This window comes from Streptomyces sp. NPDC053560, assembly GCF_044544605.1.
Taxonomy (GTDB): domain Bacteria; phylum Actinomycetota; class Actinomycetes; order Streptomycetales; family Streptomycetaceae; genus Streptomyces.
In genome coordinates this window covers 451505-468333 of the sequence record NZ_JBITXI010000004.1, presented here as the reverse complement: position 1 = coordinate 468333, position 16829 = coordinate 451505, and the positions used below count along the sequence as shown (strand labels likewise).

At 73.4% G+C, this 16829-nt stretch carries 10 protein-coding genes and 1 pseudogene; 4 read left to right on the top strand and 7 right to left on the bottom strand.

Annotated elements, in window-relative coordinates; genetic code table 11:
- Positions 1–12: 12 nt before the first annotated feature.
- The 4 genes and pseudogenes from ACIGQF_RS11860 to pulA all read left to right on the top strand — a co-directional run bounded on the left by ACIGQF_RS11860 (position 13) and on the right by pulA (position 6929).
- Complete coding sequence (locus tag ACIGQF_RS11860; RefSeq protein WP_399708299.1) at positions 13–1629, top strand: glycoside hydrolase family 13 protein; 1617 nt, start codon at positions 13–15, stop codon at positions 1627–1629.
- Positions 1617–2684, top strand: coding sequence for a LacI family DNA-binding transcriptional regulator (locus tag ACIGQF_RS11855; protein WP_399708297.1), 1068 nt, complete (start codon positions 1617–1619; stop codon positions 2682–2684). The genes ACIGQF_RS11860 and ACIGQF_RS11855 overlap by 13 nt, the downstream gene beginning before the upstream one ends.
- A gap of 167 nt (positions 2685–2851) precedes the next feature.
- Positions 2852–4231: pseudogene (locus ACIGQF_RS11850) on the top strand (alpha-amylase family protein); the annotation flags it as partial.
- Positions 4232–4259: 28 nt separating this feature from the next.
- Positions 4260–6929 (top strand): pullulanase-type alpha-1,6-glucosidase, encoded by a 2670-nt coding sequence (pulA, locus tag ACIGQF_RS11845; protein ID WP_399708295.1) that lies wholly within the window; start codon positions 4260–4262, stop codon positions 6927–6929.
- A gap of 26 nt (positions 6930–6955) precedes the next feature.
- Here the strand turns inward: pulA and ACIGQF_RS11840 are convergent, their stop codons facing one another.
- The 7 genes from ACIGQF_RS11840 to ACIGQF_RS11810 all read right to left on the bottom strand — a co-directional run bounded on the left by ACIGQF_RS11840 (position 6956) and on the right by ACIGQF_RS11810 (position 16530).
- Positions 6956–7900 carry a PP2C family protein-serine/threonine phosphatase gene (locus ACIGQF_RS11840; RefSeq protein WP_399708649.1) on the bottom strand — a complete coding sequence of 315 codons (945 nt, stop codon included), beginning with the start codon at positions 7898–7900 and terminating at the stop codon, positions 6956–6958.
- 178 nt (positions 7901–8078) lie between these two features.
- A complete protein-coding gene (locus tag ACIGQF_RS11835; protein ID WP_399708294.1) occupies positions 8079–8777 on the bottom strand; it encodes a TetR/AcrR family transcriptional regulator in 699 nt (232 codons plus the stop codon).
- A 75-nt stretch (positions 8778–8852) separates the two neighbouring features.
- Positions 8853–9947: a PDR/VanB family oxidoreductase gene (locus ACIGQF_RS11830; RefSeq protein ID WP_399708292.1), complete on the bottom strand. Its 1095-nt coding sequence runs from the start codon at positions 9945–9947 to the stop codon at positions 8853–8855.
- A gap of 1 nt (position 9948) precedes the next feature.
- The gene (locus ACIGQF_RS11825) at positions 9949–10863 is read right to left on the bottom strand and encodes a metal-dependent hydrolase (protein ID WP_399708290.1); all 915 of its coding nucleotides are present in this window, start codon (positions 10861–10863) and stop codon (positions 9949–9951) included.
- 113 nt (positions 10864–10976) lie between these two features.
- Positions 10977–12959: a hypothetical protein gene (locus ACIGQF_RS11820; protein ID WP_399708288.1), complete on the bottom strand. Its 1983-nt coding sequence runs from the start codon at positions 12957–12959 to the stop codon at positions 10977–10979.
- Between the two features lie 51 nt (positions 12960–13010).
- Complete coding sequence (locus ACIGQF_RS11815) at positions 13011–13247, bottom strand: DUF397 domain-containing protein (RefSeq protein WP_361565653.1); 237 nt, start codon at positions 13245–13247, stop codon at positions 13011–13013.
- Between the two features lie 133 nt (positions 13248–13380).
- On the bottom strand, positions 13381–16530 hold the full coding sequence (locus ACIGQF_RS11810; protein WP_399708286.1) for an alpha-N-acetylglucosaminidase TIM-barrel domain-containing protein: 3150 nt from the start codon (positions 16528–16530) through the stop codon (positions 13381–13383).
- Between the last annotated feature and the right edge of the window lie 299 nt (positions 16531–16829).

Sequence of the window (16829 nt, the reverse complement as noted above, 5' to 3'; positions counted from 1 at the left end):
CCAAGGGATGACATGACCCAGCAGCACAAGGCCACCGCCACCCCTGCCGCAGCGCCCGCCACCGGCTGGTGGCGCGACGCGGTGATCTACCAGGTGTACCCGCGCAGCTTCGCCGACGGCAACGGCGACGGCATGGGCGACCTGGCCGGCATCCGCGCCCGCCTGCCCCACCTGAAGGAACTGGGCGTCGACGCCGTCTGGCTCAGCCCCTTCTACGCCTCGCCGCAGGCCGACGCCGGCTACGACGTCGCCGACTACCGCGCCATCGACCCGATGTTCGGCACCCTCGCCGACGCCGAGGCCGTGATCCACGAGGCCCACCGCCTCGACCTGCGCATCATCGTCGACATCGTCCCCAACCACTGCTCCGACCAGCATGAATGGTTCCGCCGTGCGGTGGCCGAGGGCCCCGGCTCGACGCTCCGCGACCGCTTCCACTTCCGCAAGGGCCGCGGCGAGAACGGCGAGGAGCCGCCCAACGACTGGGAGTCCATCTTCGGCGGCCCGGCCTGGACCCGGCTCCCGGACGGCGAGTGGTACCTCCACCTCTTCGCCCCCGAGCAGCCCGACTTCAACTGGGACCACCCCGCCGTACACGACGAGTTCCGCTCCATCCTGCGCTTCTGGCTGGACCTCGGCGTCGACGGCTTCCGCGTCGACGTGGCGCACGGTCTGGTCAAGGCCGAAGGCCTGCCCGACATGGGCCACGGCGAACAGCTCAAGCTGCTCGGCAGCCAGGTGCTGCCCTTCTTCGACCAGGACGGCGTGCACGAGATCTACCGCTCCTGGCGGCAGGTCCTGGAGGAGTACTCGGGGGAGAGGATCGCGGTCGCCGAGGCGTGGACGCCCAGCGCCGACCGCACCGCGCTGTACCTGCGCCCCGACGAGCTGCACCAGGCGTTCAACTTCCACTACCTCAACACCGGGTGGAGCGCCGCGGAGCTGCGCACCGCCATCGACGAGTCCCTGGACGCCATGCGCCCGGTGGGCGCGCCGACCACGTGGGTGCTCTCCAACCATGACGTGGTCCGGCACCGCACCCGGCTCGGCGGCGGCCTGCCGCGCGCCCGCGCCGCCGCCCTCCTGATGCTCGCGCTGCCCGGCTCCGCGTACGTCTACCAGGGCGAGGAGCTGGGCCTTCCCGAGGTCACCGAGCTGCCCGACGAGGTCCGCCAGGACCCCTCCTTCTTCAAGGAGAACGGGCAGGAGGGCCTGCGGGACGGCTGCCGGGTGCCGCTGCCGTGGTCCGGTACCGAAGAGCCGTACGGCTTCGGGACCGGTGGCAGCTGGCTGCCGCAGCCGGCGGAGTGGGCGGAGCTGAGCGTCGCGGCGCAGACCGGCGACCCGGACTCCACGCTGGAGCTGTACCGCACGGCGCTCCGGCTCCGCCGGGAGCATCCGGCGCTCGGCGCGGGGGACGCGGTGGAGTGGCGGCCCGCGCCCGAGGGCGTGCTCCACTTCCGCCGCGCGGGCGGCTTCACCTGCGCGGTGAACACCACGGCGGAGCCCGTACGGCTCACCGTGCCCGGCCGCCCGGTGCTGTCCAGCGGCGTGCTCCCGGAGGAGATCCCCGGCAGCGCGGACACGTACGAGCTGGCGGCCGATACGGCCGTGTGGTGGGCGGAGTGACGCTGCCCCCGAGGCTCTCCGACATCGCGGCGCAGGCCGCGGTCAGCGAGGCCACCGTGAGCCGGGTGCTCAACGGGAAGACCGGAGTGGCGGTCGCCACCCGGCAGCGGGTGCTGGCCGCACTGGACGTGCTCGGGTACGAGCGTCCGGTGCGGCTGCGGCGGCGCAGCGCGGGCCTGGTCGGGCTGGTCATCCCGGAGCTGACCAACCCGATCTTCCCGGCGTTCGCGCAGATCATCGAGCAGGCGCTGGCCGGGCACGGCTACACGCCCGTGCTCTGTACGCAGATGCCGGGCGGCGCCACGGAGGACGAGCTGGTCGAGCAGCTGGAGGCGCGCGGCGTCACCGGCATCGTCTTCCTCTCCGGCCTGCACGCGGACACCGGTGCCGACCCGTCCCGCTACACCCGGCTCACCGCGCGCGGCGTGCCGTACGTCCTGATCAACGGCTACAACGCGCACGTCCAGGCGCCGTTCGTCTCGCCCGACGACCGGGCCGCGGCGCGGATGGCCGTCACCCATCTCGCCGCACTGGGGCACACGCGGATCGGGCTGGCCGTCGGCCCGTCCCGGTACGTGCCGTCCCGGCGCAAGGCGGAGGGGTTCGCCGCGGCCATGGACGAGCTGTTCGGCCTGTCCGGGGGAGAGGCCGAACGGCTCGTCCAGCACACGCTGTTCAGCGTCGAGGGCGGGCACGCGGCGGCCGCCGCGCTGCTGGACGCCGGCTGCACGGGGGTGGTGTGCGGCAGCGACCTGATGGCGCTGGGCGTCGTACGGGCCGCCCGGCAGCGCGGGATCGCCGTGCCGGGGCAGCTGTCGGTCGTCGGCTTCGACGACTCCCAGCTGATCGCCTTCGCCGATCCGCCGCTGACCACCGTGCGCCAGCCGGTACAGGCGATGGCGACGGCCGCGGTCGGCGCGCTGATCGAGGAGATCCAGGGGAACCCCGTGCAGCACACGGAGTTCGTCTTCCAGCCGGAGCTGGTGGTGCGGGGCTCGACGGGGCCGGTCCCGAGGGAACCGGCCCGGCCGGCCGGGCGCGTGGGGTCAGCGTGACAGCGGACCCCCGGCCGGCCGGACCGGAGCTTGCGGGTCTGAAGGTAACACCGTTGCAATGTCTTGCGTAAGGCCTTGCAACAGTGGAGTGTCCGGGCTACAACTGCAACGGCCTTACGGGCATGGCGCGTTGCCGGGCAAGGCCTTCCACCCCCTCAGGAGGAACCATGCCCCACCGCAGATCCCTCGCCCGCTGGTGCGCGGCGGCCGCCGTCACCCTCACCACGGCCGGCCTCGCCACCCCCGCGAACGCCGCACCGCCCGGCACCAAGGACGTCACCGCCGAACTCTTCGAGTGGCGCTACGACTCCGTCGCCCGGGAGTGCAAGGACACCCTCGGCCCGGCCGGCTACGGCTACGTCGAGGTCTCCCCGGCCACCGAGCACATCCAGGGCGGCCAGTGGTGGACCTCGTACCAGCCGGTCAGCTACAGGATCGCCGGCCGGCTCGGCGACCGCACCGCCTTCAAGAACATGGTCGACACCTGTCACGCGGCGGGCGTGAAGGTCGTCGCCGACGCCGTCATCAACCACATGTCCGCCGGTTCCGGCACCGGCACCGGCGGCTCCTCGTACAGCAAGTACACCTACCCGGGCATCTACCAGCCGCAGGACATGGACGACTGCACGGCCCAGATCAGCAACTACCAGGACCGCGGCAACGTCCAGAACTGCGAACTGGTGGGCCTGGCCGACCTGGACACCGGCGAGCCCTACGTCCGCTCCCGCATCGCGCAGTACCTGAACGACCTGCTCTCGCTCGGCGTCGACGGTTTCCGCATCGACGCCGCCAAGCACATGCCCGCGGCGGACCTCGCCGCGATCAAGGGGCAGCTCAGCAACCCGGGCGTGTACTGGAAACAGGAGGCCATCCACGGCGCGGGCGAAGCTGTCTCACCGACCGAGTACCTCAACACCGGGGACGTCCAGGAGTTTCGCTACGGCCGCGACCTCAAGCGGGTCTTCCAGAACGAGAAGCTGGCCTACCTCACCAACTTCGGCGAGGGCTGGGGCTATATGGCGAGCGGGAAGTCCGGGGTCTTCGTCGACAACTGGGACACCGAGCGCAACGGCTCCACGCTGAACTACAAGAACGGCGCCGACTACACCCTCGCCAACGTCTTCATGCTGGCCTGGCCGTACGGCTCCCCGGACGTGCACTCCGGCTACGAGTTCTCCGACAACGACGCCGGCCCGCCCAACGGGGGCACGGTGAATGCCTGTTGGCAGGACGGTTGGAAGTGCCAGCACAAGTGGCCCGAGATCAAGTCCATGGTGGCCCTCCGCAACACCGCCGCCGGGACGGCCGTCACCCACTGGTGGGACAACGGCAACGACGCGATCGCCTTCGGCCGCGGCGACAAGGCGTACGTCGCGATCAACCACGAGGGATCCGACCTGAACCGTACGTTCCAGAGTGCGCTGCCCGCCGGGAACTACTGCGACGTCCAGAGCGGCCGGACCGTCACGGTCGACGGGTCGGGACGGTTCACCGCCACGCTCGCCCCGAACACCGCCCTCGCCCTGCACACCGGCGCCCGCAGCTGCGGCTGACCCTCTGAAGGAGAACCACGACGTGACCGGCACCCTCCGCCGAACCGTCACCGCGATCGCCGCGGCGCTCTGCGCCGCGGCGGCCGCCGCCCTGCCCGGCGCCGCCCCCGCACAAGCGGCGCCGCCGCCCTACCCGGCCAAGGCCGAAGCCCAGTGGATCGACCGGGACACCGTCGTCTGGAAGGGCGCGCCCGACCCGGCCGGCGGCACCCTCCAGCTCGAATCCGGGCCCGACGGCGACCGGCGGCTGCGCCTCGCCCCCGGCACCCTCACCCCCGCCGAGCGCGCCAAGTACCCGCACCTGAAGGACTTCCCCGCCTTCACCGTCGACCCGCGCGACCGGGCCGAGGCCGCCCCCGCGCTCCGCGACCGGCTCGTCGCCACCCGCCGGGCCGCCGACGGCAGCCTTCGCGAGACCACCGGCGTGCAGCTCCCCGGCGTCCTGGACGACCTCTACGCCGCCGCCTCCCGCGCCCGGCTCGGCCCGGTCTTCGACCACGGCCGCCCCACCCTCGCCCTCTGGGCCCCCACCGCGCGCACCGTCGCCCTCGAACTCGACGGCCGCACCGTGCCGATGACCCGCGACGACCGGACCGGGGTGTGGAGCGTGCGTGGCGAGCGCGGCTGGACCGGCAAGCCGTACCGCTACGCCGTCACCGTCTTCGCGCCCGCGGCCGGGAAGACCGTCACCAACAAGGTCACCGACCCCTACGCCACCGGCCTCACCGCCGACTCCGAGTACAGCCTGGTCACCGACCTCGCCGACCCGCGCCTGGCCCCCAAGGGCTGGGACCGGCTGAAGAAGCCCGCGGCCGTCCCGCTCCGCGACGCCCGCATCCAGGAGCTGCACATCCGCGACTTCTCGGTCGCGGACCGCACCTCGAAGCACCCCGGCCAGTACCTCGCCTTCACCGACCGGTCCTCCGACGGCATGCAGCACCTGCGGAAGCTCGCCCGGACCGGCACCAGCCACGTCCACCTCCTGCCCGCGTTCGACCTCGGCACCATCCCCGAGAAGCGCGCCGACCAGGCCGCACCGGACTGCGACCTCGCCGCCTACCCGCCGGACTCCGAGAAGCAGCAGGAGTGCGTAGCGAAGACGGCCGGCAAGGATGCCTACAACTGGGGCTACGACCCGCTGCACTACACCGTGCCCGAGGGCTCGTACGCCTCTGATCCGGGGGCACCCCCCGGCCGCCAGGCTGGGGGAGGCACCGCCCGTACCCGGGAGTTCCGCAGCATGGTGCAGGGACTGAACGGCGCCGGCCTGCGCACCGTCATGGACGTCGTCTACAACCACACCGTCGCGAGCGGCCAGGACCCGAAGTCCGTACTGGACCGGATCGTGCCCGGCTACTACCACCGGCTGCTGGACGACGGCACCGTCGCCACCTCCACCTGCTGCGCCAACACCGCGCCCGAACACACCATGATGGGCAAGCTCGTCGTCGACTCGATCGTCACCTGGGCGAAGGAGTACAAGGTCGACGGCTTCCGCTTCGACCTGATGGGCCACCACCCCAAGGCCGGCATCCTCGCCGTGCGCAAGGCCCTGGACGCCCTGACCGTGCACAAGGACGGGGTGGACGGCAAGGCGGTCGTCCTCTACGGCGAGGGCTGGAACTTCGGCGAGGTCGCCGACGACGCCCGCTTCGTGCAGGCCACACAGCAGAACATGGCGGGCACCGGAATCGCCACCTTCGACGACCGTGCCCGCGACGCCGTCCGCGGCGGTGGCCCCTTCGACGCCGACCCGCGCGTCCAGGGCTTCGCCTCCGGCCTGTTCACCGACCCCAACTCCTCGCCCGCCAACGGCACCCGCGACGAGCAGAAGGCCCGGCTGCTGCACTACCAGGACCTGATCAAGGTCGGGCTGACCGGCGGCCTCGCCGACTACACCTTCACGGACTCCTCGGGCCGTACCGTCAAGGGCTCCCAGGTCGACTACAACGGCGCACCCGCCGGGTACGCGGCAGCCCCCGGCGACGCGCTCGCCTACGCCGACGCCCACGACAACGAGACCCTCTTCGACGTCCTCGCCTACAAGCTCCCGCAGGGCACGAAGGCCGCCGACCGGGCCCGTATGCAGGTGCTCGCGATGGCCACCGCCACCCTCTCCCAGGGCCCGGCGCTCTCCCAGGCCGGCAGCGACCTGCTCCGCTCCAAGTCGCTGGACCGCAACTCCTTCGACAGCGGCGACTGGTTCAACGCGCTGCACTGGAACTGCGCCGACGGCAACGGCTTCGGCCGCGGCCTGCCGCCCGCCGCCGACAACAAGGACAAGTGGCCCTACGCCCGGCCGCTGCTCGCCGACCCCGCGCTGCGCCCCGGCTGCGACGCGATCACCGCCGCCTCCGCCGCTTACCGCGACCTCACCCGCATCCGCGCCACCGAACCGGACTTCGGCCTGGCCACCACCGGCGAGGTGCAGCAGGCGCTGTCCTTCCCGCTGTCCGGGGCCGGGGAGACCCCCGGGGTGATCACCATGCGGCTGGGCCGGCTGGTCGTGGTCCTCAACGCCACCCCCGAGCAGCAGCGGCAGACCGTACCGGCCGCGGCCGGAGCACCGTACGCGCTGCACCCGGTCCAGGCCCGCGGCGCCGACCCGGTGGTGCGCACTTCCTCGTACGACGCGAAGTCCGGGACCTTCACCGTCCCGGCGCGTACGGTCGCGGTCTTCACCCGCGGCTGACCCGGCGCCCGGCGTCCAGACCCGGCTCAGGCCCGCTCGCCCGTCCGTTCCCTCGGTCCACATATCGCGGGAACGGACGGCAGCACGACCCGGACGCCCGGCTGGCACAGCAGCATCGCCAGGTCGTCCCGGAGCGGTGCCGCCGTGTGCGTCATCAGCAGGGCGTGCAGCTCCTCCAGCGCGTCGTCGAGCGTGGGGTGGGTCAGCGCCTCGCGGACCCGCTCGTCGAGCGGAAAGGGCTCACCCTGCGCGTCGAGCGCTTCGATGAGCCCGTCGGTGTAGAACAGCAGCCGCTCGTTGGAGGCCAGCCGCACCCGCTGCCGGAACGGGGTGGGATGCAGGCCGAGCGGCAGGCCGGGCTCGTCGGGGTCCAGCGACGTCATCCGGTCGCCGATCCGCAGCGGCGCCGGATGACCGCAGTTGACCAGCCGCACCTCGCCCGGCGCGAACTCGGCGAGCACGGCCGTGACGAACCCCTCGGCGTCCAGCTCGGCGGCGAGCCGGGTGTCCAGGAGGCCGGCCAGCCCGACCAGGTCCGGCGTGGTGAAGGCGTGGTCGCGGAAGCAGCCGATGGTGATCGCGGCGAGCCGTGCCGCCTCCAGGTCGTGGCCGCGCACGTCACCGATCAGCACCCGCAGGCCGTACGGGGTATGGGCGGTGTTCAGCAGGTCGCCGCCGACCAGGACGTTCTTTGCGGCGGGGAGATAGCGGGCGGCGACGCTGATGCCGTCGAGGTCACCGGAGAGTGGCCGCAGCAGCGCCTGCTGCGTGCTCTGCGCGACCGCGACCAGTGCGGCTTCGTGCGCGTCGCGGGCGTCCGGGGCCGCGGGCAGCGGGGGAGGCGGGGACGGGAGCGGGGCCGGGGCGGTGCCCCGGCGGGAGTTCCCTAAGCGCCGTACGGTGAACAGACCGCAGACCAGGCCGGAGGCGAAGCCGCAGCCGTATACGAGCAGCGTGCCCATGAACTCCATGCCGGTCACTTCACGTCCTTCCCACGCAGCCCCGTGGGAAGGCCACTTTGGCATCGCCGCAGACGGCGACGAAAGCGAATGCAAGAAGGTGGTGAGAGCCGATCGCGCAGCGGTCGGATGTGTCGACGAGTGACGCCCAGCCGGTCGTTTTCGAAGGCCGGGGTGGTTGAGGCGGTGTTCAGGCGTCGGTCGGTACCAGGGACAGGAGCCGCGCCGCGAGGTCTGCGAAGGGGCCGTCGATCGGCTCGGCGGCGAGGATCGCCCGCAGCGTCTCCGCCATCCCCTCGTCGTACGCGGCGCTCACCGCGGCCAGCGCGGCGAAGTCGTGCACCAGCTGCCGCTCCAGCTCGGCGCGCGGGATGTGCTTGCCGTCCAGCCACTGGAGCGCGGTGGACTCCGCGAGCGAGATCCAGGAGCGGATCACCAGCTCCATGCGCGGCGCCGGGACCGCCAGGCCCAGGTGGTCGACGATCTGCTCGTAGGCGGACTGCCGGACACCGTTGATCATCGCGCTGGTGCGGCTGGAGCCGACCGCGGGGCCGCCGCGCATCAGCGCCGAGAAGCCGGGGCCGTGCTCGTCGACGAAGTCGAAGAAGCGGCCCATCACCCGCAGCAGCCGCTCGCCCAGCGGTCCCTCGCGCGGCTCGACGAAGCGCGCGGCCAGCTCGTCGGCGGCCCGGCCCAGCGCCGCTTCGTACAGGCTCTGCTTGCCGGGGAAGTAGTGGTAGACCAGCGGCCGCGAGATGCCCGCGGCCTCGGCTATCTCGTCGATGGAGACGTCCTCCGGGGCGCGGTGGCTGAAGAGGCCCAGAGCCACGGAGATCAGCTGTTCACGGCGTTCCTCGACACCCATCCTGCGGCGCACCCCGGTCGTCATACGAACACCCTAACGACCGGGGTGCGGCAGCGGTATGCCACCGTCGGTGACCGGCCGGACCCGCGCCGGTTCCGGCTACAGGTCGAGCACCAGGCGTGTGCCGTGGCACCGCGAGACGCAGATGAGCATCTGGCCGTCGCGCTCGGCGTCGGTCAGCAGCTCGTCGCGGTGGTCGATGTCGCCCTCGACCACGTTCTGCCGGCAGGTCCCGCAGAAGCCCTGCTCGCAGCTGTACGGCAGGTCCGGCACGGCCTGTTCGCGGATGGCCCGCAGGATGCTCTGGTCCTTCCCCACCGCGACCGTACGGCCGGTGCGCCGCAGCTCCACCTCGAAGGCGCCGCCCGCCGTGCCGGCGCCCCCGGCCGCCGGTGCGAACGCCTCGGTGCGCAGCTCCAGCCCGTCCGGCAGCAGTTCGGCGACCGCGTCCATCAGGGGCTGCGGGCCGCAGCAGTAGACGGCGGAGTGCGGCGGCGCTTCGGCGAGGGCTGCGGCCAGGTCCGGCCGCCCGTCCTCGTCCTCGGCGACGACCGTCACCCGGTCCCCGCCCGCCCCCGCCAGCTTCTCGATCTCGGCGAGGAACGGCATCGAGGCGCGCGACCTGCCGCCGTACACCAGCCGCCAGGGCACGCCCTCGCGCTCGGCCCGGCGGAGCATCGGCAGGATCGGCGTGATACCGATGCCGCCCGCGACGAAGAGGTAGGCGTGGCACTCGTCCAGTCGGAAGCGGTTGCGCGGCCCGCGCACTTCCACGACGGTGCCCTCCTGGAGCTGCTCGTGCACCTCACGGGAGCCGCCCCGGCCGTCCTCGATCAGCCGGGTGGCGATGGTGTACGTCGCGGTGTCGGCGGGGTCGCCGCAGAGGGAGTACTGGCGCACCGTTCCCGAGGGCAGCACCAGGTCGATATGGGCGCCCGGTTCCCAGCCCGGCAGCGAGTCGCCCTCCAGGCGCAGCCGTACGACGCCCTCGGCCTCCTCGGCGCGCTCGACGACGAGGAGTTCGCGGCGCCCGCTGCCGGGGCGGCCGGTGCCGGATATCGGCTCCTCCAGGGCCGGCAACGGCCACAGCGGGGAGTCCTTGACCCGGCGGCGCAGGGCCCGGCCGACCAGCAGGGCGGCGCCGGCGGTGACCACGGCGGCGCGGACGCGGCGGGAGCGGAGGACGGCGGTCATGTCAGGCGGCTCCACGGGTGCGGGCGTCGGCCGCGGTCGCGGCGGGGGAGTCGGCGAGGTAGGCGGCGGCCTGCGTCGTGCTGCCGTACTGCGAGGGGTGGTACGTGCGGTGCAGGTACTGCGGGATCGTGCGGACCACGGCGCCGGTGGTCGGCAGGACGCCCTGCCGCCCGGCGCGGAAGAACTCCTTGAAGGAGGCCTTGCCGTCGAGCAGCGTGGGGTCGTTCGTCATGAAGAAGCGCACGCCGCGCTGCCACAGGAAGACCAGCGCGGCGAAGGCGGTGGCCCAGGTGCGCGTGCGGCGCCGGTAGCCGCCGTCGAGGTGCACGAAGAGGTCGAAGGCGACCGAGCGGTGCTCGACCTCCTCGGCGCCGTGCCAGCGCAGCAGGTCCAGCATGGTCGGGTCGGCGCCCTTGGCGTCCAGCGCCTCGGCGTTGAGCACCCAGTCGCCGAGGAACGCGGTGTAGTGCTCGATCGCCGCTATGAGCGCGACCCGCTCCAGCAGCCACCAGTGCCGGGCCCGGCCCGGCGGCAGGGTGCGGTCGCCGAGCAGCTTCTCGAAGAGCCAGTCGACCTGGGCCGTGTAGGGCGTGGGGTCCAGGCCCTGTGCCTTGAGGTGCGGCAGTACGTCGTCGTGCGCCTGGGAGTGCATCGCCTCCTGGCCGATGAACCCGATGACGTCGGCGCGCAGCTGCTCGTCGCGTATGTACGGCAGCACCTGCTTGTAGACGTGCACGAACCAGCGCTCGCCGGCCGGCAGCAGGAGGTGCAGCACGTTGATGGTGTGGGTGGTGGACGGGTCGCCGGGGACCCAGTGCAGGGGCGTCCCGCTCCAGTCGAAAGCGACGTTGCGAGCCTTCAGCGGAGTGTGTTCCGAGGCGACCGGCGCGGGCCGCAACGGGGCCTTGTTAGACATGGCGTCAATGTACTGGGCGGTAAGAAGGAGCGACAGCCCCTTGCGGAGGATTTCCCGCCGGCAGGCGAAAGGGGGCCACGGGACGCACCCGTGACCCCCGCACCCGCCCGTCCTCAGTGCAGCGCCGTGAACCTGCCGCCGTCCGGCAGCCGCGCGGTCAGCCGCGCGTGCGCGCCCGCCTTCGTCCGCACCGCCAGCAGCCGGCCCTTCGTACGGCCGGACACCCCGCCGCCCGCGGCCACCCCGCGCACCTCCGCACTGCCCGCCGCCACCAGCCACCAGTGCCCGGCCGCCGACTTCCACAGCACCCCGGCCAGCGCGTGCGGCGACCGCGGCCCGCAGGCCCGGCCGCCCTCCGTACGGGCCGCCACCGCACCCGGCGGGTACCGGCGGGCGCCCGGCCCGTCGCCGTCGCCCGCCACCGGCGCCTGGAACTGCGCCATCGCCCGGCTCCCCGAGCCCCGCCAGGTCTCGGCGCGCGTGCACAGCCAGGTCGCCGTCCCGCCGCGCTCCGGCAGCTCCTGGCGTGCGTACTCCCAGGCGTTCACCTCCCGCACGCCCAGCGCCCGGACGGCCGGCAGCTGGCAGGCCGTCCGCGCCCACGCGGTCCGCGCGTCCCGCCCCGCCGGCTCGCCCGCCCGGCCCGGCTCGCCGTACGTCAGCCGGGCCGGGGTCAGCTCGCCGAGGTCGGTGTAGAGCCGCCCGGCCATCGTCAGCGCGGGCCAGCGGGTGCAGGACGGGCCGCGTCCGGGTGCCGGGGCCGGATCGGTCACGCCGTCCGCCGCGCGGTGCAGCGCCGCCGCCCGCTCCTCCGGGCCGCCGGTCAGGTCAGCGAACGTCACCTCACGCACCCAAGGAGCCGTCAGATAGCGGACGTTGCCGTCCGTACGGCTGACCACCAGCGCCGCCGCGCCGGCCGCGTCCGCGCCGTCCGTGCGCGCGAAGTCCAGCACGGCGCCGCCGCCCGGCCCGTCCACCGACTCCGCGTACCGCACCGCGCGCAGCCCGTCGTACAGCAGCACCACCGCCGCCCGGTCCACCTGGCCCGCGTACAGCAGCTGCGCAGGCCCGGCGGCGGGCCCGGACGGCGTGCCGGGCGTCGTGGAGACCTGCACCCGGTCGCCGGGGCGGGCCCAGGCCGCCAGCGCGCGGCGCAGCAGGGCCGTGTCGTGCGTCCGGCCGCCGCGCGCCGGCCAGACCGAGAAGTCCTCCCGCGCCGCGGTCCGCCAGGCGTCGGCCGGGGCGCGGGTCAACTCGCCCGGTTTCAGGGCCGCTTCGGCCGCGGCGTTGCGCGCGTACGGAGGCGCCGCCGCGCCGTCCCGCCCCCAGCCGTCGCCCGGCAGGGCCAGCAGCGCCCCGCACACCACAGCGGCGACGCCCGCGGCCAGCGCGACCCGTACGTGCTGGCGCCGCCGGATGAGGTCCGTCGGCCGTGCCTGGAGCGAGCAGGGGTCGAACTCGCCGGAGTCCAGCAGCGAGCCGTCCCGGCTGCCCGACGGGGCCGGGGCGCCGTCCGCCTCGGCCAGCGCCTCACGCGGTTCGGTGATGCCCACCGCCGCCAGCACCCGCCGTACTTCGCGGTCACTCATGCCCTCCAGGCCGCGCAGTGCGTACGCCGCGCGGGCCGGGGCCGACAGCGCGGAGAGCGCCTGGTCCAGGGCGAGTTCGTCGGCGCCGCCCGAGCGCGGGAAGAGCCGCAGCCCCCACACCTGGGGGAGCGGCGGCGGGAGCTGGGGGAGCGGCAGCCGCAGGCGCCCGAAGCGCAGCGCCGGGCGGTCGGCGGCGAGCGCCGCGCGCAGCACCCGCTGCCGCACGAAAGCGTATCCCGGGTCCGGCGCGGGCCGGCCGTCGGCGCGTTGCGCGGGCAGCACGGTCTCCGCGGCGGCGGTGCGGTGCCGGGGGAGGGCCCGCTGGGCGACGGCGTGCGCGGTGAGCACGCGGCGATTGCGGCCGAGGCGGGGCGGCAGGACCAGATAGGCCAGCCGGACCAGCCGGGGATAGTGCTCCACGAGCGCGGCTTCCGCCTGCTCGACGTCGATGACGCCGAGCGGGGAGGTGCGGTCCGGTGGCGGGGTTATTGCCTGCTGCTGCTCCACGTTCCGTAGAACGAGTGATTCATGGGATGGTCACTTTGACCATCCGGTGGGTCAGCGCTGCCGGTCGAGGTCGAACTCGCCGTCCCGGGCGCCCAGGACGAAGGCGCGCCACTCGCCCTCGGTGTACCGCAGCACCACGTCGGGGTCGGTGGAGTTGCGCATGGCCACGGCGCCGCGCTCAAGGAACGCGATCTCCACGGCCTCCTCGGAGTCGCCGGGGGCGCGCTGCCAGACGGCATCGGAGATGTCGAGGGCGTAGAGCCACTCCTTCTCAGCTGCGGCGCTCATGCGGTGCACTCCTCGCGATAGCCGGGACGGTACGGAGGTCAGCGTACGCCGAGCGGAGCGGCTACGGGGAGCGAACGGACGACCCCGGACAGTGCCGCACCGTCCGGGGCCGCCGCCTCGCCACCGCGTCGCGTCAGTCCGTCCGCCAGTCGCTGAACTCCACCCGGCCGCGGGCGCCCGAGCCGCCGTTGGCCGCCGACATGTGCAGGCCGGCGTCCTGCGCGGCGGCCGCGCCGGGCACGGTGGCGGTGGCCACGGTGCGCCAGGTGGCGCCGTCGTCCGTGGAGTACTCGCCCTTGAACGCGCCGCCCGCCTCCCGGGAGAGCCGCAGCGTCACCGGCGCCTTGACGCCCGTCACGCGCTCGTAGCGGTCCAGCGTGCCGTCGCCGTCGGTGTCGTAGGACAGCGCGACACCGTTGTCCGGCGTGACGGAGAGGTTCACGAAGCCCGCCGAGCCCCCGGCGCTCAGGCTGTTGCGGGCGGCGATCCCGGCCCGTGCCCAGGGCCCGGTGGCCGACTGCCCGGTGACCTTCACCGTCACCGAGCCGCCCGCGCGGAGCGCCTGCGGACGGTAGACGGCGCCGAACTCGGCGGTGGCCTTCCACAGGTCGGTGCCCGCCCCGTCGATGGCGAACCGCCCGTCCAGCTGACCGAAAACCGCCTCGTTGGTGGTGACCGTGCGCAGGTCCTTGTCCAGCGGCCCGGCCACGAAGAGCGAGCCCGACTGCACCGCCGAGACCGCCGTCTCGCCCTTCGGCCCGTAACTCACCGTCAGTTCGTACGGCATCGGCTTGAGCGGCGACGTCAGTGGCTCGGCGGGGGCCGCGACCCGCCAGTCGACGTCTCCCTTGCCGCCGGCCGGTATCGACGGCAGCGAGACGGGGCCGCGGTCCTCGGCGTCCAGCCCGCTCAGCGCGAAGTCCACCCGGCCGGTGTCCCGCAGCCCGCTGAGATTGTGCAGGGTCGCGGTGAGGGTGGTCGCGCCGCCCGGCTCCATGGTGGCCGGCTCGGCGGCGACGACGACCCGCCCCTGGTACGGGGCCTTGGCGAGCACGTCGTGCACCCGTTGCGCGGTGCGGTGCGCGTCGGTGGTGGGCCGCAGCGGGTAGTCCTTGCGCTCCCGCGTCCACGGCTCCTCAAGGGCGTACCAGTCGAAGGTCTTCGGCTTGCGGCCGGCGGCGAGCGCGTCCTCCAGCTCGTCGAGATACCGCTGCCACTGGGGGAGGTGGAAGTCGCCGATGAGGCCGTGCCAGTCGCGGTTGGCGTAGTTGGCGAGCTTGCCACCGTCCGCGGTGGGCCGGTCCGCCCAGGTGGTGATCAGGGCCCGCGCTGAGTGTTCCAGCTGTGCCTTCTCCTTGTCGCCGGTCCCCATCCGCTTGGCGGCGTCCAACCAGGGCCCGAGGAGGAAGTGCCGGTGCGCGCCCGTCATGTCCTCGCTGAGCCGCATCAGTTGCAGCCACAGCTTGGCGAGGGTGCGGAAGGCGTCGAGGTCCTTGCGCTTGTACGCGTCCTCCAGCTGCGGGATCAGCTGCCAGGAACGATTCGCCAGCGCCTGCCGGCCCAGGTCGGTCAGGTCCAGGCGGTAGGCGTCGCTGTTGCGCAGCGCGGGCCGGACGTCCAGCAGCGCGGCGAACGCCACGTCGAACCGTGCCAGGTCGAACGCGGGCGTGTGCGTGGCGTAGTGCGTGCCGGACCGGGCCGACAGCGACGGGCGCGCCGCGAAGATCGAGTCGTGCGGTCGGCCGTCCTTGCTGCTGATCTCGTACGTGCTCTTCCGGAGCGCCGCGAACGCCGCCCGGGCCTTGGCGTCCCGGCCGCCGTACCGCGCGTCCGCGTACCCGTCGAACCACGCCGCGCGGTCCACCGGGTCGTCCCGCCAGGCCAGCTCGCTGAAGAGCTCGAACGCCGCCGGGTCCCGCTCGGCGGCCTCGGGCATGTACGCCGTGCCGACCAGCTTGCTGCCCTTCTTGTCCCGCCATGTGGTGAACCGCTCGGCCCACATGTGGGTCTTGGCCCCTATGGTCGTCCGGCCGCCGAAGTTCGGGATCGAGCCGAAGACGTACGGCACGTTCCCCCAGTCCTGTTCCCGGTCCTTGACCGTCTCCAGGTCGGAGAGGCCGTCCACGATCAGCAGGTGCGCGGGGTCGAGGGCGTCCAGCAGGTCGCGCCGCGGGTTCTCCTGCCAGCCGAGGATCACCCAGACGGCGTCCTTGTGCGCGGCCAGCATCGCCCGCTCCACGGCCTTCGCCGCGGCCGGCACCGGAACCTTGCCGGGGTCGCCGCCCTCGTGCAGCAGGTCCATCTTGAAGTGCCGGACGGTCCCGAAGATCTCCTTCTGGTGGCGGTAGAAGGACCGCGCCACCTTCGTGAAGACCGCGGTGCGCGGGTCCAGCCAGTCCGGGCGCTTCAGGCCCGACCAGGTGCCCTGCGGAACGACCTCGGCGCCGGGATTGCGCTTCGCGAAGCCGTCCGGGACGGTGCCGAAGTAGCCCGGCAGGACCGGGTGCATGCCCAGCGACCGCAGCCGGTCGGCGATCCGGCGGCCGAGGTCGGTGCGCTTGGCGAGCAGTTCCTTGCTGACCGGGCCGCCGTAGCCGCTCATGTTCTGCAGCAGCCACCACGGCTGGTGGGTCGGGGCCGGCAGCCAGGCCCGCGCCTCGGCGTCGGAGTACCCGAAGTCCTTCAGCACCCGGTGGTACACGGCCTCCGAACCGGCGGTGACCAGCACCTCGTTCACGCCGTGCAGCGCGAGGACGTCGATGGTCCGCTCCCAGTGCGCCCAGTCGGCGTACGGCGCGGTGTACCCGTCGTGCGTGTCGTTGAGCGCGAAACGGTGGGGGAGCTTCGTGGCGCGTTCCAGCGGCGCCTTGGGCGCCGGGAGCTTCGCGGGGAGGTTCAGCTGCTCGCCGGCCCAGGAGATATGGGCCCGGCAGACGTACTTCAGGTACCAGTTGACGCCGGTCAGTATCGCGGCCGGGCTGGTGCCGGTGACCTCGATGCGGCCGGGGGAGCCGGTGACGCGGAACCGTTCGGCGGTGCCGGCGGCGCGCTTCTGGGGGATGAGTCGGAACTGGTCGGCGTGCCGGGGGAGGAGGCGCTGGAGCGCGGCGCGCGCCGGTGCGGAGTCGAAGGGAGCTGCGAGGGGGGAGCCCGTCGGGCCCGCGGGGCGTGCCGGCCCCGGTACGGCGGAGGCGGCCATGGCGGGGGTATGCCCGCCGACCGCCGCGGCGACACCCAGGGCGCCGGCGGTACCCAACACGTTGCGTCTCGTGACGTGGCTCACACATGCCCCCACTGCTCGGCAGTATCAACGGTTACGTGCGAGGGGAAACGCTAACGGTCGATCAGCTCGTAACCAAGGATGCTGATACGACCAGAACGCGCCGAATGTCGCTGCTGTGGACCAGTGGAGTGAGAGGGGGTCGGCATGTTCCCGGACACCCTCGTGGCGACGGCGCCGGGCGTTGCCCCGGCCCTTCGGGGGCCAGTGTTCGGCGGTTTCTTACCCGCGCTCCTTCTGGGCTTCACGCGACGGGGCGGCGGGCGGGGGGACAGTCGGCCGGGCGGACCCCGCTCAACCGG